General features: G+C 51.8%; 18 protein-coding genes. 12 read left to right on the top strand and 6 right to left on the bottom strand.

Features of this window, described 5'->3' with window-relative positions:
* The first annotated feature begins 189 nt into the window (after positions 1–189).
* Positions 190–1269 carry a type 2 isopentenyl-diphosphate Delta-isomerase gene (gene fni / locus A7K91_RS01935; RefSeq protein WP_068679148.1) on the top strand — a complete coding sequence of 360 codons (1080 nt, stop codon included), beginning with the start codon at positions 190–192 and terminating at the stop codon, positions 1267–1269.
* A 24-nt stretch (positions 1270–1293) separates the two neighbouring features.
* On the opposite strand, the gene A7K91_RS01930 is transcribed toward fni, so the two are convergent.
* The 3 genes from A7K91_RS01930 to A7K91_RS01920 are packed head-to-tail and all read right to left on the bottom strand — an operon-like array spanning position 1294 to position 4822.
* Positions 1294–2397 carry a Ger(x)C family spore germination protein gene (locus A7K91_RS01930; protein WP_068679118.1) on the bottom strand — a complete coding sequence of 368 codons (1104 nt, stop codon included), beginning with the start codon at positions 2395–2397 and terminating at the stop codon, positions 1294–1296.
* Complete coding sequence (locus tag A7K91_RS01925) at positions 2394–3494, bottom strand: GerAB/ArcD/ProY family transporter (RefSeq protein WP_068679116.1); 1101 nt, start codon at positions 3492–3494, stop codon at positions 2394–2396. Before A7K91_RS01925 ends, A7K91_RS01930 begins: the two co-directional genes overlap by 4 nt.
* Positions 3491–4822, bottom strand: coding sequence for a spore germination protein (locus tag A7K91_RS01920; protein WP_068679114.1), 1332 nt, complete (start codon positions 4820–4822; stop codon positions 3491–3493). The genes A7K91_RS01925 and A7K91_RS01920 overlap by 4 nt, the downstream gene beginning before the upstream one ends.
* A gap of 153 nt (positions 4823–4975) precedes the next feature.
* Here A7K91_RS01920 and A7K91_RS01915 point away from each other — a divergent pair, with 153 nt between their 5' ends.
* From A7K91_RS01915 to glpX, 3 genes are all read left to right on the top strand, one after another.
* On the top strand, positions 4976–5737 hold the full coding sequence (locus tag A7K91_RS01915; protein ID WP_068679112.1) for a class I SAM-dependent methyltransferase: 762 nt from the start codon (positions 4976–4978) through the stop codon (positions 5735–5737).
* Entirely contained in the window at positions 5734–6762 is a 1029-nt protein-coding gene (locus tag A7K91_RS01910) for an MBL fold metallo-hydrolase (RefSeq protein WP_068679110.1), read from the top strand. The genes A7K91_RS01915 and A7K91_RS01910 overlap by 4 nt, the downstream gene beginning before the upstream one ends.
* Positions 6763–7044: 282 nt before the next feature.
* On the top strand, positions 7045–8049 hold the full coding sequence (gene glpX, locus A7K91_RS01905; protein WP_068679108.1) for a class II fructose-bisphosphatase: 1005 nt from the start codon (positions 7045–7047) through the stop codon (positions 8047–8049).
* A gap of 953 nt (positions 8050–9002) precedes the next feature.
* Here the strand turns inward: glpX and A7K91_RS01895 are convergent.
* Positions 9003–9542, bottom strand: coding sequence for a phosphatidylglycerophosphatase A family protein (locus A7K91_RS01895; protein ID WP_068679104.1), 540 nt, complete (start codon positions 9540–9542; stop codon positions 9003–9005).
* 127 nt (positions 9543–9669) lie between these two features.
* Between A7K91_RS01895 and A7K91_RS01890 the strand changes: the two genes are divergently transcribed.
* From A7K91_RS01890 to A7K91_RS01880, 3 genes are all read left to right on the top strand, one after another.
* Positions 9670–10755 carry a GerMN domain-containing protein gene (locus tag A7K91_RS01890; protein WP_068679102.1) on the top strand — a complete coding sequence of 362 codons (1086 nt, stop codon included), beginning with the start codon at positions 9670–9672 and terminating at the stop codon, positions 10753–10755.
* A 414-nt stretch (positions 10756–11169) separates the two neighbouring features.
* Positions 11170–11907: a ribonuclease PH gene (gene rph, locus A7K91_RS01885; RefSeq protein WP_068679099.1), complete on the top strand. Its 738-nt coding sequence runs from the start codon at positions 11170–11172 to the stop codon at positions 11905–11907.
* Positions 11908–11911: 4 nt separating this feature from the next.
* Positions 11912–12604: a non-canonical purine NTP pyrophosphatase gene (locus A7K91_RS01880; RefSeq protein WP_068679097.1), complete on the top strand. Its 693-nt coding sequence runs from the start codon at positions 11912–11914 to the stop codon at positions 12602–12604.
* 81 nt (positions 12605–12685) lie between these two features.
* Here the strand turns inward: A7K91_RS01880 and asnB are convergent, their stop codons facing one another.
* Positions 12686–14530 carry an asparagine synthase (glutamine-hydrolyzing) gene (gene asnB, locus A7K91_RS01875; protein ID WP_068679095.1) on the bottom strand — a complete coding sequence of 615 codons (1845 nt, stop codon included), beginning with the start codon at positions 14528–14530 and terminating at the stop codon, positions 12686–12688.
* 139 nt (positions 14531–14669) lie between these two features.
* Here asnB and A7K91_RS01870 point away from each other — a divergent pair, with 139 nt between their 5' ends.
* Both A7K91_RS01870 and A7K91_RS01865 read left to right on the top strand, forming a co-directional pair.
* A complete protein-coding gene (locus tag A7K91_RS01870) occupies positions 14670–15011 on the top strand; it encodes a hypothetical protein (protein WP_068679093.1) in 342 nt (113 codons plus the stop codon).
* A gap of 102 nt (positions 15012–15113) precedes the next feature.
* Positions 15114–15698: a P-loop nucleotide/nucleoside kinase family protein gene (locus tag A7K91_RS01865; protein WP_068679146.1), complete on the top strand. Its 585-nt coding sequence runs from the start codon at positions 15114–15116 to the stop codon at positions 15696–15698.
* Between the two features lie 87 nt (positions 15699–15785).
* Here A7K91_RS01865 and A7K91_RS25925 read toward each other — a convergent pair whose 3' ends face one another.
* On the bottom strand, positions 15786–16151 hold the full coding sequence (locus tag A7K91_RS25925) for an aminoglycoside adenylyltransferase domain-containing protein (protein WP_169833365.1): 366 nt from the start codon (positions 16149–16151) through the stop codon (positions 15786–15788).
* A gap of 326 nt (positions 16152–16477) precedes the next feature.
* Here A7K91_RS25925 and A7K91_RS01855 point away from each other — a divergent pair, with 326 nt between their 5' ends.
* Genes A7K91_RS01855 through A7K91_RS01845 form a run of 3 tightly spaced genes read left to right on the top strand, consistent with a single transcriptional unit; the run spans position 16478 to position 25357 of the window.
* Complete coding sequence (locus A7K91_RS01855; protein WP_068679089.1) at positions 16478–18346, top strand: non-ribosomal peptide synthetase; 1869 nt, start codon at positions 16478–16480, stop codon at positions 18344–18346.
* A gap of 28 nt (positions 18347–18374) precedes the next feature.
* Positions 18375–19793, top strand: coding sequence for a glycosyltransferase (locus A7K91_RS01850; protein ID WP_068679087.1), 1419 nt, complete (start codon positions 18375–18377; stop codon positions 19791–19793).
* Positions 19790–25357 carry a non-ribosomal peptide synthetase/MFS transporter gene (locus A7K91_RS01845; protein WP_068679085.1) on the top strand — a complete coding sequence of 1856 codons (5568 nt, stop codon included), beginning with the start codon at positions 19790–19792 and terminating at the stop codon, positions 25355–25357. Before A7K91_RS01850 ends, A7K91_RS01845 begins: the two co-directional genes overlap by 4 nt.
* Positions 25358–25376: the final 19 nt, after the last annotated feature.

Genomic DNA, 25376 nt, shown 5'->3' with positions numbered 1-25376 from the left:
TAAAAAATTAACGAAAAATTCAATTAAAATGATTGTAAATATCATATATCTGATTGAAACGATCAAAATTCCATAAACCTCTCCAGGTGTGATATGCTTACATCATCAGAAAATAAAAACGGTGACCGATACAGGAGGTTGGCCTTCTTGGAGCAATATAAAGAAACAGATAAGGCGGAAAGCCAAGGGATTAGCGGCATTGAGAGCAGCAGCGCTGCGCCTTTGGCCGACGCCACCGCCAAACGAAAGGGCGAACACATTGCCATATGCCTGCAGGAGGAGGTAGAAGGAACTGGCGGCGCAGGGAATGGGTTTCAGCGCTACCGCTTCAAGCATAATGCTTTGCCTGAATTATCATTCCAGGACATCTCGCTTGAAACGGAGTGGTTTGGCAAAAGATTGTCCGCGCCGCTGCTCGTCAGCTCCATGACGGGAGGTACGGACGAGGCGGGAGCTATCAACCGGCGTCTTGCGGCTGTTGCTGAGCGTCAAGGCTGGGCGATTGGCGTTGGCTCCATGCGCGCGGTCATCGAGCAGGAGGAGCTTGCTGCAACCTTTGATATTCGAAAGCAGGCGCCGACTGTACCCGTTATAGCCAATTTGGGTGCGGTGCAGTTTAACTATGGCTATGGTTTGGAGGCATGTCTTAAGGCGGTGGCGCTTGTCCATGCCGATGCATTGGTGCTGCATCTGAATAGCCTTCAGGAAATTTTTCAGCCGGAAGGCGATACTGATTTTTACGGGCTGCTGCAAAAGATTGAAGAGGTATGCAGGGGGCTTTCCGTACCTGTAGGCGTCAAGGAGGTTGGCTGGGGCATTGACGCCGAAACGGCCGTCCGGCTTCGTGATGCCGGCGTAGCCTTTATTGATGCCGCTGGAGCCGGCGGCACTTCATGGAGCCAGGTGGAGAAATTCCGGACATCGGACCCCGTTCAGCGGGCCGCAGCGGAGGCTTTTGCCGATTGGGGGAATCCAACGGCCGAATGCGTGGCGGAAATCCATTCCGCCTTGCCCGATATGCCGCTTATTGCCAGCGGGGGGCTGCATAACGGAGTTGAAGCAGCCAAGGCGCTGGCGCTGGGAGCTGATCTGGCAGGCTATGGCCGAGCCTTGCTGCCCCGCGCTGCAGCGGGAAGCGGTGAATTGTCGGAGGCACTTTTGCTGGAACAATTCCGGCGCATTGAATTTGAGCTTCGTGCAGCTATGTTTGGTATCGGAGCAGGTTCCATACAGGAGCTTCGCTGCACGAAAAGGCTGGTTAAGGCTTAAGACATATTTTAAAAGCGAGTTCTATTACCAAATCAGACCGGTGCCTTCTATAATCAGTCTGACGTTAACCTTAAAGCTGGCATCGGGATAAATCCGCTGCCAGTTATCCCAGCTGCCTTCCCCGGGGTTCATAGCCAGATAGCGCAGGCCGAATCCAAGCGGGTCAACGTTCGCTTTTTGAATTTTGGCCAGCAGCTTCGTCGCCTCCGCTTCATACGATTTCTCCAGCTTAGCCTCAACCGGCTTTAAATCCTTTTCCATTAAGGAAGAGGAGGACTCCTCAATCACCGTTTTCATCCGTATATTCACTTTTATCAAATGTTGCGCATCCTGGTTCTCAATTCGGAACCGGGAATGAAGCTGGTTGATAGCGACAACTATGCCATCATGCCTGTAAATGCCATGCATGGATGACTTGGTGAAGCGGCTTGCCAATTGGTTGAACATTTGGGCTTCGTCGGGCGACAACACCAATTTTATTTTTTGCTTGTCCATTAAAGCGATTTCGTTAATAATGTAGCCTTTGTTTTTGTCTCCCTTTACAATCGCAAGGGCAGGATCAAGCCCTTTCTCTGTAAGGCGCCTCGAAAAGCCGGATAACGATTCCGCATAATTGTAGCTGGATTCCGTGCCGTCCGCCCCAAACGACAGCAGCAGCGCATTACCCGGATATTGCTCTGAAATTGGCTTGATTTTGAGTACGCTGGCCGCGTCGGGTTTGCCGATCGCCATGTTGGCAACCAATTGAATATCGCGTCTTCGTACCATCCAATCCAGCACGGACGTAATATTTTTCCGGGCAAGCGACTCCCCGATAATAAAAATGCGGCAATGACCGAAATCAAGCTCCTTGTCCACATAAGCCTTAAGCATGCGCAGTCCCTCCGCAATGCTGATAGCATCAATAGTTTCGTATTGGAATTTGGAGGTTCCGGGTTCAATTTTGGGCGAAGGAATCGCAAGCTGGATGGTTAAGCGGTAAGGCTTCTCCTCATTTCCAGATAAATCAATGCCTGTCCCCACAACAAAAAAACGTTTGTCTATATCCTTGAAGCCGCAGCCTCCAACCGGAACAAGCAGCAGCAACGCCAAGGCAAGCTTCAAGATAATGGGAGCTATAGGCCTCATCTCGGCATCAACCTCCGGCGACTCAATATAAAGACTGTTGCTACGGTCGCAACCTCTGTAAACATCCGAATAATCAGCCATGCGGTTGTAATGGCCAAATTCATATTTTCATTGACCATAACCATGTACAAGATGCTGGCCATTGTAAATATGCCAAGGATGACGTAATTAGATATCGGCGCCTTGGGGCTGTCGGTTTCCGGCTTCATGGACGGCATACATCCTTTGAGAAATTCCATTGCCTGATGCCAGGCTGCAGTTGTGTAAACAAGGCTTAGATTCAGAAATACAATTAAAAACAGGAACATCACCCGCTCGATAAACCCGTATTGCATCATTAAAGAATCGGCGGTAATGGTCCACAGATAAATATATTGAGCTGTGCCCTGAGAACCATGGAAGCCGATCGGAACAAAAAAGGTGACCAGCAAAATAATCAGTCCGAGAATGGGGTACATCCACAGAAACTTAAACCGGAAATTGGGGGGGAACAGCCTGTTAAACAAGGATAAATTAATGTAACCGGTGAAGATGAAGGTTGCCGCGGCAAGCGAGGCCAGACTAGGCCAATGCCAAACATAGTTGGCTACCACATGGATGGAGTCCAGATTCAATTGCGGGCTTGTTACCATTTTGAAAATAATGAACAAAATAATCGGCACATTTAAAATAATAATAATTTCAATGAGCAGCATAACGGTCAAGGTTGAGCGGGTTGCGGCGTAGCCGGATGCCAATACGATGATGGACATAATAATGAGAACGTTGGCGTCCGGATTGAAGAAGCGATTGATCAGCACGGCAAAAGCCATTGCAACGACAGTGCTGGAAAACCAATACATCATGGCGTAAAAAATCATATAAGCCGTTGTAAACCAGCGCGGGAAATATTGCGAAAATATTTCCGGAAGCCCTTGTCCGGGAAAGCGGGACAACGCATTTGTGAACATATAAATCATGATGGACCCAAAAATCGGGCTAATCAAAATAGCGGCTACGCTCCCGTCAAAACGGTTGTCGTTCAGAATATGGGGCACAAAAATCATAATGTTCATCAGCGCCACAAACAGAAATAAATAGAAAAAATAGCGATTCATTTTATATCAGCACCTCCAATATCGCCTTCAGCAGGATTTAATTTTCCGTGCAGGCGGAAATAGGGTTTTCCAAAGCTTCTCAAATTGCATAAATAGACTATATACAGGAACACGCCGACCGCAATGCCGGACAAGCCAAAAAAGATAGCGGCGCCGATAAGGGGATACTTCAAAAAACGTATGGCGAAGGACATCGAGTTAATGGGAATGACAAAATTGGATATAGCGACAACCGACGTTACAATGATCATAATGCTGCTGACAAGTCCCGCCTGCTGCGCAGCTTGGCCCAATATAAGACCGCCAACTGTCGTTGCGGTCGAGCCGATATAGCGGGGCAGCCGAATGCTGGCTTCAATCAGTGTTTCAATCATAAACAGCATAATAAACACTTCAATAAATGAGGGATAAGGCACCGCCGAGCGGCTGGCTGCGATGGAAAAGGCCAGCTGCACCCGGAACAGCTCAGGGTTATACGAAACTACCGCAATGTAAAGCGCCGGCAGCGTTATGGTCAGCACAATGGAAGCAAACCGCAGAAAAATCAAAAACCGCGTCATCCAAAAAGCCTCGTAATTATCTTCGATCGCATGCATGAATTCAAAAAAAGTAGCAGGCAAAATGAGCGCAAACATGCTGCCTTTGATCAGCACAACAACCTTTCCCTTGCCGATGGATCTGGATATGCGGTCCGGCCGCTCCGTTATAAGCACAGTAGGAAAAAGATGCAGACGCTTGCCCACCAGAAGCTTTTCCAATTCGCCGGCGGCATGAACGATATCTGCATTGATGCTGGTCAATTTGCTGCGTACATTGTCCAGCACCATGGAGTCCACATGCCTTTGGTCAAAAAGAATATATAGCGGCGTTCGCGATTCGTAGCCAACCGTATATTGCTCAACGCACAGCTCTGGTGAAGGATACATGCTGCGAATCAAATTAAGAGACTTGTTCAAATCTTCGCTTAGCGCCAGCTGAGGCCCTTGAATGGCGCTTTCTACCTGCGTTAACGAGCCGTCGCTGCTAATGACGTCTGAGGCCAAAAAAGAGTAAATAATGGAGTGCGACTGTATCAGCACATAACCTCTCAACAGCATATCCTGCCATTTGGCGGGGTCTTCGACCTGCTCATATTCGGGATTTGTCTCCAGATGTCTGGAAAAAGGAATTTCCGCCTTGGTGAAGGGGACCATAATGCAGTTGTTAATTTTATCCTCCTTGCAAAGGCTGGACAAATAGGCAATTTCGATGGATGCTTCGCCATTGGAAAGAAGGGCCGTCTTGACATCCACGGCTTCGGCAAATAGCAGCTTTATACGTTCGATCATGGGCTCTCTCCCTCCGGTTGCGAGATGCTATAAGGGCGTGTTCAAAAAGTGCTAATGTTTCCATAGTTTGCGCCATTCCCGGCAGATTATGCTAATATAGACAATGACAATGCCTGCAAAGGCCTTATTGCAACATAGCGAGGGGATTGTAGAATGAAGCCATGGTATGAACAAAGCTTCGGCAGAGATTATATGGTGGTGTACAGACACCGGAATTGGGAAATCGCGGCTAAGGAAGTGCGTAAAATGGCACAGTGGCTCCACTTGCCTCCAAACGCCGCTGTTTTGGATATCGGATGCGGCATGGGAAGGCATTCGATGGCGCTGTCGGATGCGGGGTTTGAGGTGACTGGGGTTGACCTGTCGGATACGCTGCTGGATGTGGCGCGTCAGCATGACCATTCTGGCAAGGTGCAGTGGCGTCACGGGGACATGCGCAAGCTTCCTTTTGCCGATGCATCCTTCGATGCAACCGTCAATTTGTTTACCTCCTTCGGTTATTTTACGCTGGAGGAAGATAATATTCAGGTCGTAAAGCAGATCAGGCGAGTGCTTAAGGAAGGCGGCACCTTCCTGATTGATTTTTTAAATCCGGCTTACGTGGAGCAAACGCTGGAGCCGCGTACGGAGCGAAGTGACGAGGAAACGGGTATCGTTATTATAGAGGAGCGCTCCATAAAGGACGGCTGGGTGCAGAAGGAAATTACGCTTAACGACCCGACGGAGCCCGGCAAGCCGCGTCAATATCTGGAGCGGGTAAGACTGTATCCTCTTCAATGGTTTGAAAAGAGGCTGGCCGAAAACGGCCTGAGGCTGGAGGCGTTGTACGGCGGCTACGACGGCGATCCATATGATGAGCAAAACTCGCCAAGAATGATTTTGATGGGCAAATGTAGAAGGAGGCCGCCGCTTTGAGTGATAAAAAAGCAGCTCAAGTAGCAAATGGAGATAGTTCTCCTCTAATTCCGCTGCAAGGAGGCTGGCATCAGCTTAAGGTTCCGCTTCCTTTTTCATTAAAATGGGTTAACAGCTACATCATTCCCGATAGCAATGGGTATACGGTTATCGACCCCGGCCTGCACACCGGAGAAGCTCTGAAGGCTTGGGAAATCGCGATGGCGGAGCTGAGGATTGGCTGGAGCGACATCTCCCGCATTATTTTGACCCACCAGCATCCCGATCATTACGGGCTGGCCGGCTATGTTCAGCAGCAAAGCGGCGCCGTGGTCAACATGACAGAGCGAAGCCACCGTTACGCGCTGCGCTTGTGGAATGCGGACAGCGAATATCCAGCGGCAATAAACGCCTTGTTCAGCCGGCACGGCATGCCTGTAGAGCTGAGGGAGGCTATCGGCTCCAATCTGGAGGGGTTTATCGCCATGGTGTCCCCCCAGCCCCGTGTATCGTATATGAAAGCTGGCGAAACGCTGGCAATGAACGGGGGCAGCTGGAAATTGCTTGATGCGCCGGGACATGCCTTTGGCGCTGTCTGCTTGTATGAGCCGCGTCGCCGCTGGATGATATGCGGAGATCAGGTTTTGCCGCGCATTACGCCCAATATCAGTCTCGTTCCTGGAGAAGAGGCTGATCCTCTGAAGCATTTTCTGGGCAGCCTGGATCGACTTGCGGAGTTTGATGTTGATTATGCGCTGCCGGGGCATATGAACCCCTTTGCAGGCTTCAAGGAACGGATTGAGGAACTGCAAAGCCATCATGCCCGGCGGCTGGAAGGCATCAAAAGTATGCTTTTGGAGAAGGAAGCAACCGCTTTTGAAGTGTGCGAAGGCTTATTCGGAATCCGGCTGCGGGATAATCCCCATAACCTGCGGTTTGCAATGGGAGAAACGCTTGCGCATCTGGTTCACCTGGAGCTGAGAGGCGATATTGCCTCGCGTCAACGCATGGGCGTCTATTATTATAAAACCGTCACATCCGAATAAGTTTAACCCTGTATTGATCATGTTAAGCGGCACCGGTCAAGGTTAGCCTTTATTGATTAAGTTAACCATTATCGGTGCATGAACAACACATCCATGTCGAAGCTTTCGCCCTCACGCTGAAGAGGAGGCGGAAGCTTTTTTTATTGGAACCCAATAATTTGACTGGTTTGAAATTATATATTGCGTCATATATAAAAATATGATACATATTAAATAACGAAAAAGGAATCATAATTTAAGAATGTGATGTATTAAAAGAAGAATAGAGAGGAAGCGTGAGTCATGGAGAGAGAATTGGCATTAGAGATTGTTCGAGTAACGGAGCTTGCCGCATTGGCTTCCGCGCCATGGATGGGAAGAGGGGATAAAAACGAGGCGGATGGGGCGGCCACCTCCGCCATGCGGGCCATGTTTGATTCTGTTTCTATTAGAGGAACAGTCGTTATCGGCGAAGGAGAAATGGATGAAGCGCCCATGCTGTATATCGGGGAAGAGGTTGGCAGCATGAATGGCCCCGAAGTCGACGTGGCCGTTGATCCGCTGGAGGGCACCGAAATTGTGGCCAAAGGGCTTAACAACGCGTTATCCGTTATCGCAGTAGCCGGGAAAGGCCAGCTGCTGCATGCGCCGGATATGTATATGGAGAAGCTGGCTTACGGTCCGGCGTTATGCGGAAAGCTCAGCATTGCCGACCCTATGGAAGAGACGCTTGCGAAGGCTGCTGCGGGACTGAACAAAAAAGTGGCGGATCTTACCGTCATGATATTGGACCGCACCCGTCACGAAGCCATCATCAAAATATTGCGCAAGGTTGGCGTGCGAATCAAGTTTTTGTCGGACGGCGATGTGGCCGGAGCTATGGCGCCGGCATTCCCGGAAACCGGGATCGACCTGTATGTGGGCTCGGGCGGCGCGCCAGAAGGCGTGCTGGCGGCAGCCGCGCTAAAATGTCTGGGCGGCGAGCTGCAGGGACGCCTGATGCCTGCCGACGCGCTTGAATATGAGCGCTGCATCGGCATGGGAATTGACAATCCATACCGGATATTGAACATGGATGATATGGTTGGCACGGAGGATGTTATTTTTGCCGCTACAGGGGTAACTCCGGGGGAGTTTTTGGGCGGCGTTCGTTATTTGCCCGGCCAGCGGGCCGAGACGCATTCCATCGTGATGCGCGCCAAAACCAGAACGATCCGGTTTATCAAATCGCTTCATTATCTGCCCAATAAGCCGCTTCTCCAGGAGCAGCGCACGTTAGCGGCAGAAGCCGCCGGCACAACTGCCTGAAGCCGCCAGAGCAACTAGCTCGCGGATGCAACTGGTTGAACGCGTGCGGTCGCAGTTGGTTGGAGCTGTGACCGCAACTGGTGCAGGATTGCAATTGGCTGGAGCTGCCGTCGGTTACTCTGATCTTCTGACTAGTTGCATAGTATTCATCAATGAACAGCTAGCTGCTAAAGACCAAAAAAGCGTTCCTGTCCGCCATAGCCCTCAAGGGCCTCGGCGAATAACGGGAACGCTTTTTCAATAGCATTCGAGGTCAGCCTAACTCTCAGCATATGATTATTAGCAAGCGTGATGGTCAAGTACGGAAACTAAGGTTTGAAGATACCCAATCATCTGACAGTCACGGATGACCGTTACAGTCTAAAATGGCCGTATTTTCCTTAAGGAACGGACATCCGTGTCCTTTAACGCTCCAAAGTGGCATATACGGGCGGCTTATTTGAGTCTTACGGACGCCAATGACCTTTACAGAGAGACATTCCACAAAAATAAGCTCTTAAAGGTCAGAAATGTCCGTAAGAATGAACCTGCTTCTAAAGATACCACTTCAAAACACACTTCCAAATACATTGAAAGGAGCAGCTTAACCATTGTACGTAAAGCGCATAATGGGAAGAAAGTCTTCGTCTCCCCAGCATTCCAATGCGCGGATTGAAGCCATAAGCCAATATGTGCTGCGGTGGGCACCTCATCGTAATTGCTGACCATTGTAACCACGCCTTCAGTCATGCCCGCAATGGAAAGCGGACTTTTTGAACCTCCAATAAAATCAAGTTCAAAAAGTCTGGTTTTCAGTGCCAAGAAGATGGGAAGAAGCTAGAAATCGAGGACCGGAGCGTAGTCAAAGCTACGAGAGGACCGGAGATTTCGGCTGAATCCCATATTCGCCGCTGGCCATGACGCCAGTCATGCCCCGCAATGGAAAGCGGACTTTTTGAACATCCGCTAAACCATTAGTCTAGGGGCGGTGTTGTTACGCCTTCCCTTTCAGCCTGCTTGCGGTGAGCGATACGGCTGGCTGCGGAAGCGGCGATTGCGCCAACAATATCATCCAGGAACGTATGGATTTCGCCGTCCGTTTTGCTGTTTAGCCGCACCAGAATACCTGGCTTAACCTTGTCCACATAGCCAAAATTGGTAAACCCGATGCTGCCGTATACGTTAACGATCGACAAGGCCAAAATTTCATCGCAGCCATAGAGGCCTTCATCGTGCTTGATCATATCCTGAAGCGGCGGAATAAGCTTGCCTTCCTCGGCCAATAGGTCAAGCTGTATCCCCGTCAAAACGGCATTTTGCACCTCGCGCTTCGATAACACGGCATCGACATGTACGATGCAATCTTCAATTGTAAGTCCGGGAAAATAATCCTTTTGCAAAAAAAGAACCAGTTCGGCGATATCCCTTTTGGCAACGCCTCTTTTGGACAGCCATTCATCGGTTGCCTGCGCCACGTGCGCGCTGTTCAAGCTGTAAATTCCGGGATTGCTCATACTGTACCCCCTAGCGATTTTTGGATAAAACAGGTCTAAAACAAGGAAGGGCTCGTATACATATTACTACAAATCAGGAGTTGTACAAAGCCGACAGGCAAATATTCATTGGGGAGGAATTATGTACATGATTCAGAAAAAATGGATTCGTTATACCGCGATGGTTGCCCTGGTGGCGCTGCCCGTTGTTACGGCGGGATGCGGATTGTTCTCCAAACAGGCCAGCAAGCAAATTGATCCGCCTCAGGTCGAGACGGGGGGAGGCATTCAGAACGGAGGCGGAGAAGAAGCGGCTCCAAGCGGACAGGCCTTGCCCGATAATGCCGCAGCGGCTGCACAGGATTCCAGCGTAACGGTTTATTTGGCTGATCGCAACGGCTATGTAGCGCCGGTTTCCGTTCCCGTAACGCTTGCGGAGAATGAAACCTACCCGAGAAGGGCGCTGGAGCTGATGGTGGAAAACGGCATGTATGCGTCAAGTCTGCCGGAGGATTTCCGTCCGCTCATCCCGCAAGGCACGGTTGTGCTGGGCTACGATTACGACGAGGAGCGCCAGGTCGCGAAAGTGGATTTCTCCAGTGCATTTAACGATTATTATGCTGGCGACGAACGCTCCATCGTTGAAGCTATTACATGGACATTAACAGCCATGACCGGCATTAAAGGCGTTGAATTGTCCGTCGAAGGCGAACGTTTGGCAGAAATGCCGCAAGCAGCCTATCCGATCGATGATGTATTAACCCGCTCCATCGGTATTAACATTGAAGCGGCAGACGGGGTAGACATCGTCAAATCCTCTCCCGTTACGCTTTACTTCTCGGCTCAAACGCTGCATGACGAGCAATACTACGTACCGGTCACGCGTTTGGTTGAGCGCAGCGATTCTGCGCTACTGGCTGCAATGGAGGAGCTGATTGCAGGGCCACTCAACAAAAAAGAGCTGACAAGCGTTATTTGGCCCGATGTGGAGGTTGCAGGGCTGGAGGTGAAGGACGGCGTAGCGGTGCTGGACCTGGAGGATGAAAGCTTTGGCAAGGGCTCCGTACTCCCGGCGGAAATGCTGCAAGCGGTTGTTCTTTCGCTAACTGAAAACAGCAATGCGGCAACCGTTCAAATCCGGATAAATGGAGAAAGCAATCTGGTTGACGATCAGCAAAAATCGTACAGCGAGCCTGTCGGACGGCCGCATCATGTCAACGCCCTGAAATCGTAAAATGATGGTGAAAGGCCCCAAGCGTGTAATGCAGCTCTGATAGGACTATGGCATAAAAGGAACAACGAGCCTGTGTTCAGAAACATCAGTCTGTACAAGCAAACGAATAAACAGAATAATAAACAAGCCAACAGCCAACAGCCAACAGCCAACAGCCAACAGCCAACAGCCAACAGCCAACAAACAACAAACAACCAACAACAAACAACCAACAACAAACAACCAACAACCAACAAACAAGCCTTCCTGTCCGTCGGCATGACGCGGCTAAGGGAGGTTTGTTTTTTGGATCTGATGAAGGAAGCAACCCTATTCCATGCTGTGTTGTGTTACGGACGGATGCATTTCGTTGGCGCTTCTGATAAAATAGACAGGACTTGCGGACGAGAGAACCATTTCAGGAGGCATATGAATATGAGAACAGACAAACGGCAGGCTGACGAATTGCGTCATGCTGTTATTGAACCAGGCATCAATAAACATGCGGAAGGCTCGGTCCTGATCCAATTTGGAGATACAAAGGTTATTTGCACGGCTAGCGTAGAAGAAAGAGTTCCTCCCTTTATGAAGGGACAGGGAAAAGGCTGGATTACGGCGGAATACTCCATGCTGCCCCGCGCCACTCATTCCCGCAATCAGCGTGAAGCGGCGAGAGGCAAGCTGAGCGGAAGAACGATGGAAATACAAAGGCTCATTGGCCGGGCGCTTCGTTCCGTTGTGGATTTGCAGGCGTTGGGCGAAAGAACCATTACGCTGGATTGCGATGTGATTCAGGCGGACGGCGGCACACGCACAACGTCGATTACAGGCGCATTTGTGGCACTGGCTTTTGCCATACATAAATTGTCCCAGAATATTACGTTTGCCAAATACCCTATTACGGATTTTCTGGCATCGGTCAGCGTTGGAGTTATCGGGGGCAAAACATTGCTTGACCTCAATTACGAGGAGGATTCAAAAGCAAAGGTTGACATGAACGTGGTTATGACGGGTCAAGGCAAATTTGTCGAAGTGCAGGGGACAGGAGAAGAAGCTCCCTTTAGCCGTGATGAGCTCAATCAATTGCTAGCTTTGGCGGAAGGCGGCATTTCCAGGCTGATCGAGCTTCAGCGGCAAACGCTGGGAGCTGCGGCCGAGCGGATCGGAGGGTAATGGTATGGGGATTAATGGACAAGGATTCGGCGGCGACTTAATTGTTGTTGCCACCAAAAATAACGGCAAGGTCAAGGAGTTTGCCCATGCCTTCGCCAAAATAGGAAAACAAATTGTCAGCCTGAACGATTATCCTCATATTCCCGACATTCCGGAGGACGGCGATACCTTTGCAGCCAACGCCCGAATAAAAGCCAAAGCGGCCGGAGACGCATTGGGCGTTCCGGCATTAGCGGATGATTCCGGTCTTCGGGTAGCCGCGCTGGACGGCGCGCCCGGCGTATATTCCGCCCGTTATAGCGGCGAGGGAGCGACGGATGCCAGCAATAACGCCAAGCTGCTTAAGGAGCTGGCTGCGATTGGCGCAGACCTTCAGATTCCGCAAGGAGAGTCAACAGGGAACGATGAGGCAGGAGAGGTTTGGCGCTTGCCGCAGGATGGCTCCAAGGCACTCAGCCCGGCGCAATTTGTTTGCGCGCTTGCGCTGTACGATCCCGCCACGGGGGAATTCGTGGAGGCGGAAGGCACGGTGGACGGCGTCATTACGGACAAGCCGCATGGCGAAGGCGGCTTTGGATATGATCCGTTGTTTTGGCTGCCGGAACTTGGCCGGGGCATGGCTGAGCTGAGCCGCGAGGAAAAAGGCGGCATCAGCCATCGGGGAGAAGCGCTTCGCAAGCTGCTTGCTTCCCTGTAACGGGCTGATAACCGCCTTTCAGAACTATACAGTCTTAGCAGCTTCCGTCTTACCTGTTTCTAACGATTTAACGATAAACGATTATCCAATAGAAACCTTGTATTGCTTTAACCATAAATGGACCTGATACAAATAAGCGAATAATTGGGGGCCGGACATAAGCTGGCCGAACCAGGGGATATGGGAGCTTGCCGATGACGATTCGGCCAGCTCTCTTACTTTTTTTGCATCGATCAGCGGCAGAAGCGGCGAGCTGCTGTCGTCTAACACCTCAAGTATCAAGCCTTTGACAGCGGCGAGATACGCCGGATTATGCGTTTTGGGATAAGGGCTCTTTTTGCGGGTCAGCACATCTTGCGGCAATACGCCTTCAAGCGCTTTGCGCAGAATGCCCTTCTCCCGGTCGCCGGCCGCTTTGATCTCCCAGGGAATGTTCCAGACATATTCCACCAGGCGGTGGTCGCAGAAGGGAACGCGGACCTCCAGCCCCGCAGCCATGCTCATCCGGTCCTTGCGGTCCAGCAGCGTTGGCATAAAGCGGGTGATGTTAAGGTAGGACATGCGCCGCATCTTGCTTTGCTGGAGAGTTTCTCCGGCCAGCTCCGGCACTTCCGCGACGGCTTCCGCGTAACGGTCACCTATATACTCCGCAGGCTTAATCCATTCTGCAACCTCCGGCGCAAGCAAGCCTGCCCGCATTGGCGTGGCAAGGGACCAGGGGAAGGTATCCGCATTTAGCGCCTCCTCCCGATGAAACCATGGATAACCGCCAAAAATTTCGTCTGCGGCTTCTCCGGAAATCGCAACGGTTGCGCTTTTTTTGATTTCATGGCAAAACAGCAGCAGCGATGCATCCACATCCGCCATGCCGGGCAAATCGCGGGCAAGCGTGGCGTCCCGCAGTGCGGCGATCAGCTCCGGAGTGTCGAACTGCACGGGATGATGAATGGTGGACAAATGGGACACCATTCGTTCAATCCAGGGAGCATCGCTATTGGGCTGGAAGTCATGCGCCTGAAAATGCTTGTCGTTGTCGCGGTAATCGACCGAAAACGTCGGGAGAGCGCCTTGCCCTCTCTCCGTATAATAGTGCACGGCGAGCGCAGTAAGCGCGCTGGAATCAAGCCCGCCGGAAAGCAATGTCCCGATCGGTACGTCGGAAACAAGCTGCCGCTCCACCGTATCCTTCAGCAGCTCACCGACCCGTCTGGCGGTTTCGTCAATGTTGTGCTCGTGCGTTTCGCTTCTCAGCCGCCAATACGTAATGGTTTTGACGCCGGCTCGATTTATGACCATGCATTGTCCTGGCCGTACTTCGCTAATCTCTTTATATACGCCGACGCCAGGCGTGCGCGCCGGACCCATAACAAAAATTTCCGCCAGCCCTTCCGCGCCGACCTCGGCTTTGACAGCGGGATGCGCAAGCAAGCTTTTGGGCTCGGAGCCAAAAATAAATAAGCCTTCTCCCCTGCTGAAGAAGAGAGGCTTGACGCCAAGCCGGTCGCGGGCCAGAAACAGCTCCTGCGAAGCGACGTCCCATATCGCAAATGCAAAAATGCCGTTAAACCGCTCCACGCAGGCACGGCCCCATTCCATAAAAGAAACCAGCAGCACTTCCGTATCGCAGCTTGTTGTAAAGGATCTTCCTCTGCTCTCCAATGCCTTGCGCAGCTCCGGCGCGTTATACAGCTCCCCATTATAAACAACGACATATTGATCGTCGCCGGTAAACCGGATCATTGGCTGGGCGCCGTTTTCGGGATCGATAACCGATAATCGGCGATGGCCCAATGCGCAATGCGCAGAAATCCATGAGCCTGCGGCATCAGGACCGCGCGGGGCCAGCGTATCGGTCATCCTCTCCAGATGGACGCTTTCCTTGGTCAAGTCGCTGTTCCAATCGATCCAGCCGGTAATTCCGCACATTTCCCTCATTCCTCTCTTCTGCTGGACTCCAGATGCAATAATAATTGTTATATGCTGAAAAAAGGAATAAAATGTCTGTCCACAGGGGGAAGCTATGGGGATAAATCCAGTATAGCTGGCAAGGGAAGGAGCAAGCGGAATGGATATTGAGCATGATAGTCAGTCGTCTGATACGAACAAAAGGACCTATTATATTTCCGTACAGGCGGGGCAAATTTTGCAAAGCCCGGAGGAAGCCGCTTACGAGCTTGTGATTCGGGGCAGTCAGGAGGATGTGGCAAAGCTGGAGGAGCTGTTTGAGGAATTGTCCAGCATGGATGAAGCCGAAACGTTTCATTTTGCCAAATCACCGTATGGAACGGCAGGCGACAACGAGATCAACCGGGGCAGCGACGACATTTTGCTGGACATTTACCGGCATCTGTATCAATGCGGGACGGATGAAACGAAGCGGCATATTGCAACGATGGGACTATTTTAGGAGCCCTTTCAGATTCCCTGAACGCCCCGGATATGGTAGGATAGAAACTAGTAATTCTTACTAGGGGGCGTCAAGCCCCCAACATAAAGGTGGGGCGCAATGATGCAAAAGCTGGTGTTTTTTGTAGGTGTGGCGGGAACAGGAAAAACAACGGTTGCCAGAAAGCTTTCCGTAGATATTCCTGCGGCTTTCCTTGACCGCGACACAATAGGCGGACGTTTCGTAGAGGCGATTCTGGAAATGAAGGGGCTGGACAAAAACGATCGGGACTCCCAGTTCTACAAAGAAAACCTTCGCGATCTGGAATATGATACAGCCAAGGACGTTTGTATTGAAAATTTGGCTGCTGGCCAAAACGTGTTTATGATTTCCCCGTTTACGGCGGAATTGAGAAATAAAGCATGGATCGAAGAGGTGCTGGCGGCGGCGGGACTGGACAAGGAGCGGGTCGATGTCAAAGTCGTTGTGGTCACCCTGCAGGACATGGGTATGCAAAAGGCCCGTATTGTGGGCCGCCAGACGGAGCGGGATCAGTGGAAGCTGGAAAACTGGGGCGATTTTGAGAAGCGGGTAGATTTTGTTCCGACGATTAATTGGGATATTCCGGCTTCATCCATTCTGGTATTCGATAACAGCGGAGAGTTGACCGATGAGAAGGTTGAGCAGCTGCGCGCCTTTATAGGCTAAGGAGCGGCTGCAAAACCTATCGATTTGAATGTATAAAGCAAGAGTAAAACCTTCTGAACTCCTGTGGAGCAGAAGGTTTTTTGCTGTTTACGCATGGAGCGGTGTTGCTGCTTTCGCCGCTTCCGCAGCTTTTTTTCCTTCGATTCGGTGTAGCATGCTGCTGGCAAAAGCGCGGAACTCCTCTTGCTCAACTGCAAACGTCTCGCTTTCTTCTTCAAAAACGGCCAGCGCCGCCTTCAAAACTTCTCTTTCGGATTTGCCGGAAAGCTGCTTTATTGCCCATTTCGCCGCCTCTGATTTGGAGAGGAAAACGGAGAGCTCGCAATAGCTCCAGACGCGTGCCAGCGTCAGCGCCGCCATCGCCTCAAAACCCTGTTCTATGCTTGCACTGTCTCCAGCATCGTTTCGGAGAGAGTCTTCCACATGGCTGCTGGGAACTATCGGAAGCAACAATTGTGGAGACGGCCCCAAAAGAGCGATCCCATGTTTCCTTGCCAAAGCCGTATGACATGCCAGATCGGGATCAAGCGGCTCCTCCTTGCCAACTATTCGTATGCTGGTTGCGCGCGCATAACCTGCTACTTAGAAATGTACGCCCCCCGCACCAATTCGACAAGGTAAAACAAAGCTTATAACTGTTTTTTACAATTTTCGTAAAGGTCATTTTAGCGACAATTCAGTCACTCAGGCACTAGCACTCTTTACTGGAATAAAGTAGCATATTTTGTGAACAGCTTTGGAAATCACTTGGAGATGAATACAAAAAAAGGAGTGATTGAATGCAAGCTACAGGCTTGATTCACCAGTTGTTCGAGCGGCAAGCGGAACGCACGCCCGAGCATGAAGCAGTCAAGTTTCAAGGGGAGTCCATAAGCTATGGGGAATTGAATGCCCGAGCTAACCGGCTGGCGCACCGCCTGAGGCGCGTCGGGGTTGGCCCGGATGTACTGGTCGGAATTTGTATGGAACGGTCGATTGAAATGGTTGTTGCCCTTTATGGCGTGTTAAAAGCAGGCGGCGCCTATGTGCCGCTGGATCCCGATTATCCTATGGATCGTTTGGCCTACATGATGGAAGACAGCAAGGTGCGTCGAGTTATTGCGCAGCGCCAATTCAGCGAGCGGTTCCGCGACCTCGACGGAGAGGTATTGGTACTGGACAAGCCGCAGCTTTTGGAAAATCAGGATGAAGAGGAGGATGGAAATCTTAGCATTGCTTTGAATGAAAGCCATCTGGCTTACATGTTTTACACATCAGGATCAACGGGAAAGCCTAAGGGCGCAATGAATACGCATGCTGCCATTTACAACCGGGTCCATTGGATGCAACAAACCTTTGAAATGAGGGAACATGATAAACTTCTGCAGAAATCGCCTTATAGCTTCGATGTTTCCGTCTGGGAATTTTTCTGGCCGCATATGTGCGGCGCATGCCTTGTTGTAGCCAAGCCTAAAGGGCATCTGGACAACGCGTATTTATGGGAGGAGATCCGAAACGAAGGGATCACTCACGTCCAGTTTGTTCCTACGATGCTGCAAACCTTCCTTAGCGAGGAGGGGGCCGGAGATGTCCCTGGGCTGCGTCATGTATTTTTATGCGGCGAACCTTTGTCCGCCGCTCTTAACGAACGGTTCTGCATGTTGATGAACGCGCAGCTCCATAATTTGTACGGACCAACCGAAGCGGCGGTGTTTATTACGAACTGGACCAGCGACCGCGATACATCGAGGTCGGTTATACCGATCGGCAAGGCTATCCCCGGAAACGCCATGTACGTGTTGAATGAACACTACGAGCCCGTTGCGCCAGGCGATATCGGGGAGCTGTTCATTAGCGGCATCGGGCTTGCGAGGGGATATTACGGCAGAGCGGATTTGACCGCGGAACGGTTTGTGCCGGACCCGTTTAGCGGCGAGGCGGGAGCGCGGATGTATCATACCGGCGATTTGGGCCGCTGGCTGCCGGACGGAAATCTTGAATGTCTTGGACGCAACGATGACCAGGTCAAGGTGCGGGGCTTTCGTATCGAGCTGGGGGAAATCAGCACAGTGCTGGAGCAGCATGACGGCGTAAACCAGGCCGTTACGATTGTGCGGGAGGATCAGCCGGGCGATCAGCGCATCGCTGTTTATTATATTCCGGAAGTCTCCCATTCTACATCTGTCAGCAAATTGAGAACCTACCTGCAGGAGCGCCTGCCCGAATATATGATTCCGTCCTATTTCGTGGAGATGGAAGCTTTTCCGCTGACCTCCAGCGGCAAAACAGACCGAAAGCAGCTGCCTAGTCCTACCTTGTCGCGGCTTATGATCGGACAAGCCTATGCGCCGCCGGAAACGTTTATCCAGAAAGAAATTGCCGGAATCTGGTCCGGCTTCTTCAACTTCGATCAAATAGGACTGGACGACGATTTTATCGATTTGGGAGGCCATTCCCTTATCGCGACTCAAATTCTTGTCCGTTGCGAGCATGCTTTTGGCGTCAAAATATCGCTGAAGGATATGCTTACTTTAGGCACCACCATTCGTAATTTGGCGTCAACAATTGAGGCCAGGCTGCTGGAGGAAACGGATGATTCCGAGCTGGAAGAGCTGCTGAGCGAGATGGAGCATTTGACGGAGGAAGAAATCGAGGCGCTGCTGAAATAGTTTCAGCGGACGTCGGGAGGTGAAGGCTATGGCGAATTTTGTACTTAATACGCATATGACGAATGGAGATGTGCTGCCTTTTCTGCGGCTGGCATCTGCGCTTGTCCGGCGGGGCCATAAGGCTACTCTGGTTACACACGGCGCATTTGAGCGCCTTGCCCAAAAGGCGGGCGTCGCCTTTTATGCCATTGACAGGCCCGAGGACTATATGGAAGTGATGAAAGACCTTTATATGATCGAAGACCCCCTCAAGAAACCCGACCTCAATGAAGCCCACCAGCGAAAATACTACTCCAAGGAAAAATTTCAGAAGGAATATGACATTTTATCGGATTTGTGCAAGGAAAAGGATTCTGTGCTGATTTGCCGGGAGCGGGACGGCTTTGTAGCCATGATGGTATCCGAAGTGTTGAAAATTCCCATTGTCACCGGCGTTTTGGCGCCAAGCTATGTGACCCAGGTGCAAATTTGGGAGGATCTTGGACTTGATTTTGCGATATCGCTTATTAATCCGTTCCGCAGCGATCTCAGACTAGTGCCGATCACCAGCTGGACGTCATGGATGGGCGCGGTCAAAAAAAATATCGGCTTCTGGCCCGAAAGCTTTGATTCCGCTATTGAAGCCCCGGATTGGGCGCTGAAGGTGGAAACCGTCGGCTTTCCGCTGGCCGATACGAACGAATACGAGCCGCTGCCAAGCGAGCTGCTTGATTTTATAGCAGCAGGAGAACCGCCGTTGTTAATTACAGGCGGCACCGGCAAAATGCTCAAGCCTAACTTTTATAAAGCGGCTATTGAAGGAGTCAAGGTGCTTAAGCGCCGGACAATCGTGGTGTGCAGGCACGAAGAAATGATGCCAAGCGAGCTGCCCGATTATATTGCCTGGCACAAAATTTTGCCGCTTGCAAGCGTATATCCGCTAGTTAGCGGCGTTATCCACCATGGCGGAATCGGAACGATTACGGGAGCTATGACGGCTGCCGCTCCGCAGCTGGCGCTTGCAGCCGATACGGATCGGCCGGATAACGGCATGCGGATAAAGCGCCTGGGAATTGGCGACTATCTGGCGCCCCTGCAATGGGAGCCTTCGATGATAGCCAATGCTATACGAGGCATCGGGACGAGCGCAGTGAAGGAGCGCTGCCGCCAGCTGGCGAAGGAGCTGTCAGAGCATGATACGATGGCGGTTGCTTGCGAGGCTGTGGAAAGCGTTGTTGGCAGGTCTGAGTATGCTGTCGATTGCGATAAAATGATTGCCGATTATGAGGCGGCTATGCGCCAAGCGCCGCAACAAAGCCATGCAGTGCCAGCGGCCGCAGGACGGCATGAACGGCTGGATGCCATTAGCCATTCTCTATCAGCAAGCAAACGGGCGCTGCTGGCGAAGCGATTGGCGGAGCGTAAGCTTGAAAAACATTCTCCTTTTGTAGGAGGCCTTTATTTATGAGCAAAACGATAGATCAACTGTCTCCTGAACGGCGCGCGCTGCTGGCGCTAAAAGCGAAGCAGCAAAAGGCAAAGGCAGCAGCAGCTTCCGCCGCTATACCCAAGCAGCCAAGGCAGGAGGGGGAAAACAAATTCCCGCTTTCCTATGCGCAGCAGCGGACCATGTTTTTTGAAGAATATATGCCGGGCACGGAGCGTTACAACTTTGCCAACGGTTATAAGCTCATCGGCGAGCTGGACATCCCTGCCCTTGAGCGGTCTCTCAATGCAATTGTGAAGCGCCATGAAGTAATGAGAGCCGTCATTGCTTATGAAAACGATGATTTTGTTCAGGTTATTCGCCCGGAGCTGGAAATCCAGCTTCAAGTGATTAAAATGAGCGATGAAGAAAAAGTATACCAGCATATGGAGAAGGAAGGCTCCAAGCCCTTCGATTTTCTGAACGGCCCGCTTGTAAGGGCTGCTCTTTACGAGCTGGGTCCTCAAAATCATGTTTTGGTCTGGATGACGCATCATTTAATCTATGACGGCGGCTCGGCCGATATTTTTGATCAGGAGCTTGCGGCCTTTTACGAAAGCTTTTTGCTGGGAGAGCCGGTCAAGCTTCCTGAGCTTCCTATCCAATATCCCGATTTTGCAGTTTGGCAGCGTAATTGGATGGCGGGGGAGGAGTGCGACAGGCAGCTGCGCTACTGGACCAATAAGCTTAGTCATACACCGCCTATGCTGGATCTGCCGACAGATTACCCAAGACCCACCGTCCAAAAGGAAAAAGCGGGATTATTCAGCATGGTGGTTGATTCTGCTTTTACCGAGCGAATTCGCGAAGCCTGCAAGCAGCAGGGCTGCACGACGTTTGTTTTTCTGCTGGCGGCATACAAGGTGCTCCTTGCCAGCTACAACGGCAAGGAGGAAATCGTGGTCGGGACGCCTATGGCGAATCGAGGCAAACAGGAAATTCAGCAGCTGACGGGCTTTTTTGCCAATACGGTAGCGCTACGCTCCTCAATAGACAGGAATGAAACCTTCAGCAGCTTTCTCGCTGGCGTTCGGGATACGGTGCTGGAGACTAACGACTATCAGGATGTGCCATTCGACCGGATAGTCGAGGAACTAAATCCCGAGCGGATAGTGGGCCACGCCCTTTATTTCGATACGATGTTTCTGCTGGAGCGGCACGGCCAATCCATGACAGACCTGCCGGGGCTTCAGGTCACTCCCTTTGCAGGCAACAGGACGCGCGGCGGAACATTGGATTTGACGATGGCGGTTTTCGAGAATCAAAAGCTGGGTATGGAGATCACCTTAACCTATCGCTCCGATTTATTCAGGGAATCTACAATAAGCCAGCTTGCCGAACATTTTCACATGATAGTGGAGCGGGCGATGGACAATCCCGGTCTGCCGCTGTATGAAATCGCAGCCGTGTCGGATAATGTGTTGACGAAGCTGCTTGTTGACTGGAACGCCAGGAAGGAAAGCGCAGGCGAACCTTATTTGCCGCATCAGCTTGCAGAGAAGCAAGCGGCGCTTACGCCGTCGGCAGCCGCCGTTATAAGCGAAGGCAAGCGGCTTACCTACGGGGAACTAAATGAAAGAGCCAACCGGCTGGCTCATTACCTGCGCGGGATTGGGGTTGCTCCCAATCGGACGGTTGGTCTTTACATGGAACGAACAGTGGATATTATTGTTGGTCTGCTCGGCATTTTGAAGGCTGGAGGCGCATATGTGCCGCTTGATCCCAAGCTGCCGGCAGTGCGACTGCAAATGATCGCCCGGGAGGCGGAGGTGTCCGTCATCGTCACGGAGGAGGCGTTATGCGATGCATTCGCTGATGAAGCCGGCGCCGAGGCCATCCGCATTTTTTGTCTCGATCGGGATTGGGAGACCATAGCCCGGGAGGATAGCGGGAATCCGGCTGCTCTAGCGAAGCCGGACGATCTTATGTATGTGCTGTTTACATCCGGCTCGACGGGAAAACCAAAGGGCGTGGCTGTGGAGCACAGGAGCTATGCCAACTATTTGGACGGCATATTGAAGCGCTTGGAGCTGAAGGAAGGCCTTTCGTTTGCCATCGTCAGCACGCTTGCCGCCGATCTGGGGACGCCAATGATATGGGGCGCTTTCGCCACGGGCGGTTGCGTTCATGTCATTCCTTATGAGCGCGCGGCCGATCCCGATGCATTTGCTGCCTATTGTCAGGAAAATCCCATTGATGTTATGAAAATCGTGCCCAGCCATATGGAGGCGCTGCTTGGCGTATCAGACCCTGCCGCTGTTGTGCCGCGGGAATGCTTGATATTGGCGGGGGAGGCCTCCCATTGGGATACGATTGCGGATATTCGACGGCTTCGTCCGGACTGCCGCATCCAGAACCATTACGGTCCGACGGAAACAACGGTATCCGTGCTTGCCTACGAGCTTCCGACGGAGGGCGCGCAGAAGGACCGGCAATTGGCGGTGCCGCTGGGGCAGCCGATTCCGAATGCTCCCGTTTATGTGCTTAATTCCTACTTCCAGCCTGTTCTTCCAGGCGCTATCGGTGAGCTGTTTATTGGCGGCAATGCGGTATCGCGAGGTTATTACGGCAGGCCGGATCTAACGGCTGAGCGTTTCCTGCCTGACCCTTTCACCGATGTTACCGGAGGCAGAATGTACCGTACAGGGGATTTGGTGCGGCATTTGCATGATGGAAACATCCAATTTTTCGGGAGGATGGATCAGCAGGTCAAAATTCGCGGGTATCGGGTTGAAACCGGCGAAATCGAGCATGTTTTACTTCAGATGGGCGGTTTGCGCGACGCGGTGGTTATCATTCGCGAGGATGAGCCGGGCGACAAGCGGCTTGTTGCCTATCTGGTGCCTGAGCAGCGCCAGACGTCAGCTGGCCAAGAGGGCGCTGATGCGACGCTGCAATCTTCAGCGCAGGGGCCCGATGTAAGCGGCATTCGCAAGCATATCAAAACCATTTTGCCGGATTATATGGTGCCGTCTGCATTTGTCATTATGGAAAGGCTGCCGCTTAATGCCAACGGGAAGCTGGACCGGCAGCTGCTTCCGCCCCCCAGTGCATCCAACACAGCGGCCAATTCTGATTTTGCCGAACCTCAGACCAAGGAGGAGCTGGAGATCGCCGCTGTCTGGCGAGAGGTGCTGGGACTTGAGCAGGTTGGCATTGATGACGAGTTTTTTGATCTCGGCGGCGATTCCTTCAAGGCAATCAAGGTTGTACGCAAAATGGGCAATTCCTTTAGCGTCATGGACCTTTTCCAAAATCCTACGATTCGCGAGCTGGCGGAGCATCTGACTTCCGGCGCGACCAGGAGCGAGGACCTTCTGATCGAATTCAAGAAGGCGTCGACGATTGGCGGCAAAGTAAGCACGCTGGTTTGCGTCCCTTACGGCGGCGGCAGCGCCATAACGTTCCAGCCCATGGCCAAAGCGTTGCCGCCCAATTACGCCCTGTTTGCGGTAGAAATTCCGGGGCATGACTACAGCCGTCCCCAGCAGCCGCTTGCATCGCTGGAGGAGACGGCTTCCCGGGTGGCGGCGGAAATCAAGAGCAAGGCCAAAGGGGATGTTTATCTCTACGGCCATTGCTTGGGCGGAGCAATGGTTCTTCGCACTGCATTGCTTCTGGAGCAGCAGGATGTTGTAGTAAACGGGGTGTTCATGGCGGGTACTTTCCCGGGCGCCAGGCTGCCGTTTAAGCTGACGGAATGGTGGCATCGCCTCTTCCCACGCGAGAAATGGACGTCTGACAAGTTTGTGCGGGACATGATTCGCGCCTTTGGCGGCTTTGACGATGAAATTTCGCCCGAGGAGCAAAAGTTTGTGCTTCGCAACCTGCGGCATGATGCGCGGGAGGCGGAGGATTATTATACGGCGCTATATGCTCAGGAGCAAAGGCCCAAGCTCAAAGCGCCGATAACCTGTATCGTCGGCAGCGCGGATAGGATGACGGAATTTTACGAGGAGCGTTACATGGAGTGGAAGGACTTCAGCGGGCAAGTCGACTTGCACATCGTGGATGACGCCGGCCATTATTTCCACAAGCATCAAGCGGATCATGTAACCAAAATAGTGGCGCTCCAAATTTCAAAATGGGGTGATGAGAAGGACGACGAAGCGATTCGCAGAGCGAGCGCCGGCGCTGAGGCCAGGGCGCTGATCGCATCCGCTCAAGAGACCGCAATTGAACCTGAAAAAAGAGAGGTTCAGCCAAGCGTCAAATCTTTTCTTATCGTAACCTTATGTTTAATTATCGCTACGATCGGGACCTCGCTAACCGGTTTTGCTTTAGGCATCTGGGTATATGATCGCACCGGCTCGATATCGGATTATGCGACCATTTCGTTGTATGCCATTTTGCCAACCTTGCTTTTGCTGCCTGTAGCAGGCGCGGTGGTTGACCGCTATGACAGGCGCAAGGTTATGCTGGCGGGACAAACGTTAGCGCTATGCTCGGTCATCTTCATTGCCACGATGCTTTATCTGGATGCCTTGGCGTTATGGGCCATTTATGTCGCCGCAGGCATAGGGTCAATTGCAGGCGCATTTACAATGCCGGCTTATCAGGCTGCGACGGCTCAGCTTGTGCCAAAACGGTATTTGGGACATGCCAACGGCCTGGGACAGCTCGTCATGTCCTTGAACGGAATTATGGCGCCGGCGCTGGGAGGCGCTTTGGTTGTGCTGATCGGTCTGGAGACGATCGTTCTTCTTGATTTAATTTTGCTAAGCTCATCCATGATTATTTTGTCGCTGATCCGGTTCCCGAATTTGATGTTCAAAAAACGCGAAGAACCGATGAGCAAAGAAATTATCGGGGGATGGAAATATATCATTCAACGGAAAAGCCTCGTTGCGATGGTTGTGTTTTTCATCGTCGTCAACTTCTTTATGAGCTTGTACAACGTACTCACCACACCGTTCCTGCTCCAGTTTATGACGGCCGACAAGGTTGGTCTCGTTATTGCCTTTGAAGGCGCAGGTCTTTTGGTCGGTTCTATTCTGATGGCCATTTGGGGCGGCTTTGACCGCAGAGCGGACGGTATGGTCGGTTTTGTAATGCTTACAGGGATATCGGTTGCGGTGGTTGGCATTTATCCTTCCCTCGTAACAGCGATAATCGGCTTGTTTGGCTTTGGTCTGGCGCTGGCGTTTATTAATACGCATTGGCTGGCCTTGATTCAAACAAAGGTCGGGCTGGAGCTGCAGGGACGCGTTTTGGCGACAAACCAGGTTATGGCTTTCAGCATGCGGCCGCTTAGCTTCCTGCTTGCAGGACCGCTGGTTGCGTCGGTATTTGGGCCATTGTCAGCGTCGCTGCCTGCCGGAACCCTGTCATCCGGCTTGTTCGGAGGAGCGGGTGATAAGGGCATTAGCCTCCTTATTGCAACGATAGGAATCATATTGTTCATCTGGGCGGTAATGGGCATGAAATACCGTCAACTGCGTTATATGGAGACGATACTTCCCGATGCTGTGCCAGACGCTGTTATTATCCGGAACAAGGATCAGCTCCAGCAGATGGCCGACCGCCAGATGGGCGTCGGACTCTAAAGGTTTACATCTAATAAGC

The sequence above is a fragment of the Paenibacillus oryzae genome (genome assembly GCF_001675045.1).
GTDB classification, from domain to species: Bacteria; Bacillota; Bacilli; order Paenibacillales; family Paenibacillaceae; genus Pristimantibacillus; species Pristimantibacillus oryzae.
This window is presented reverse-complemented; position numbering and strand designations above follow the sequence as displayed.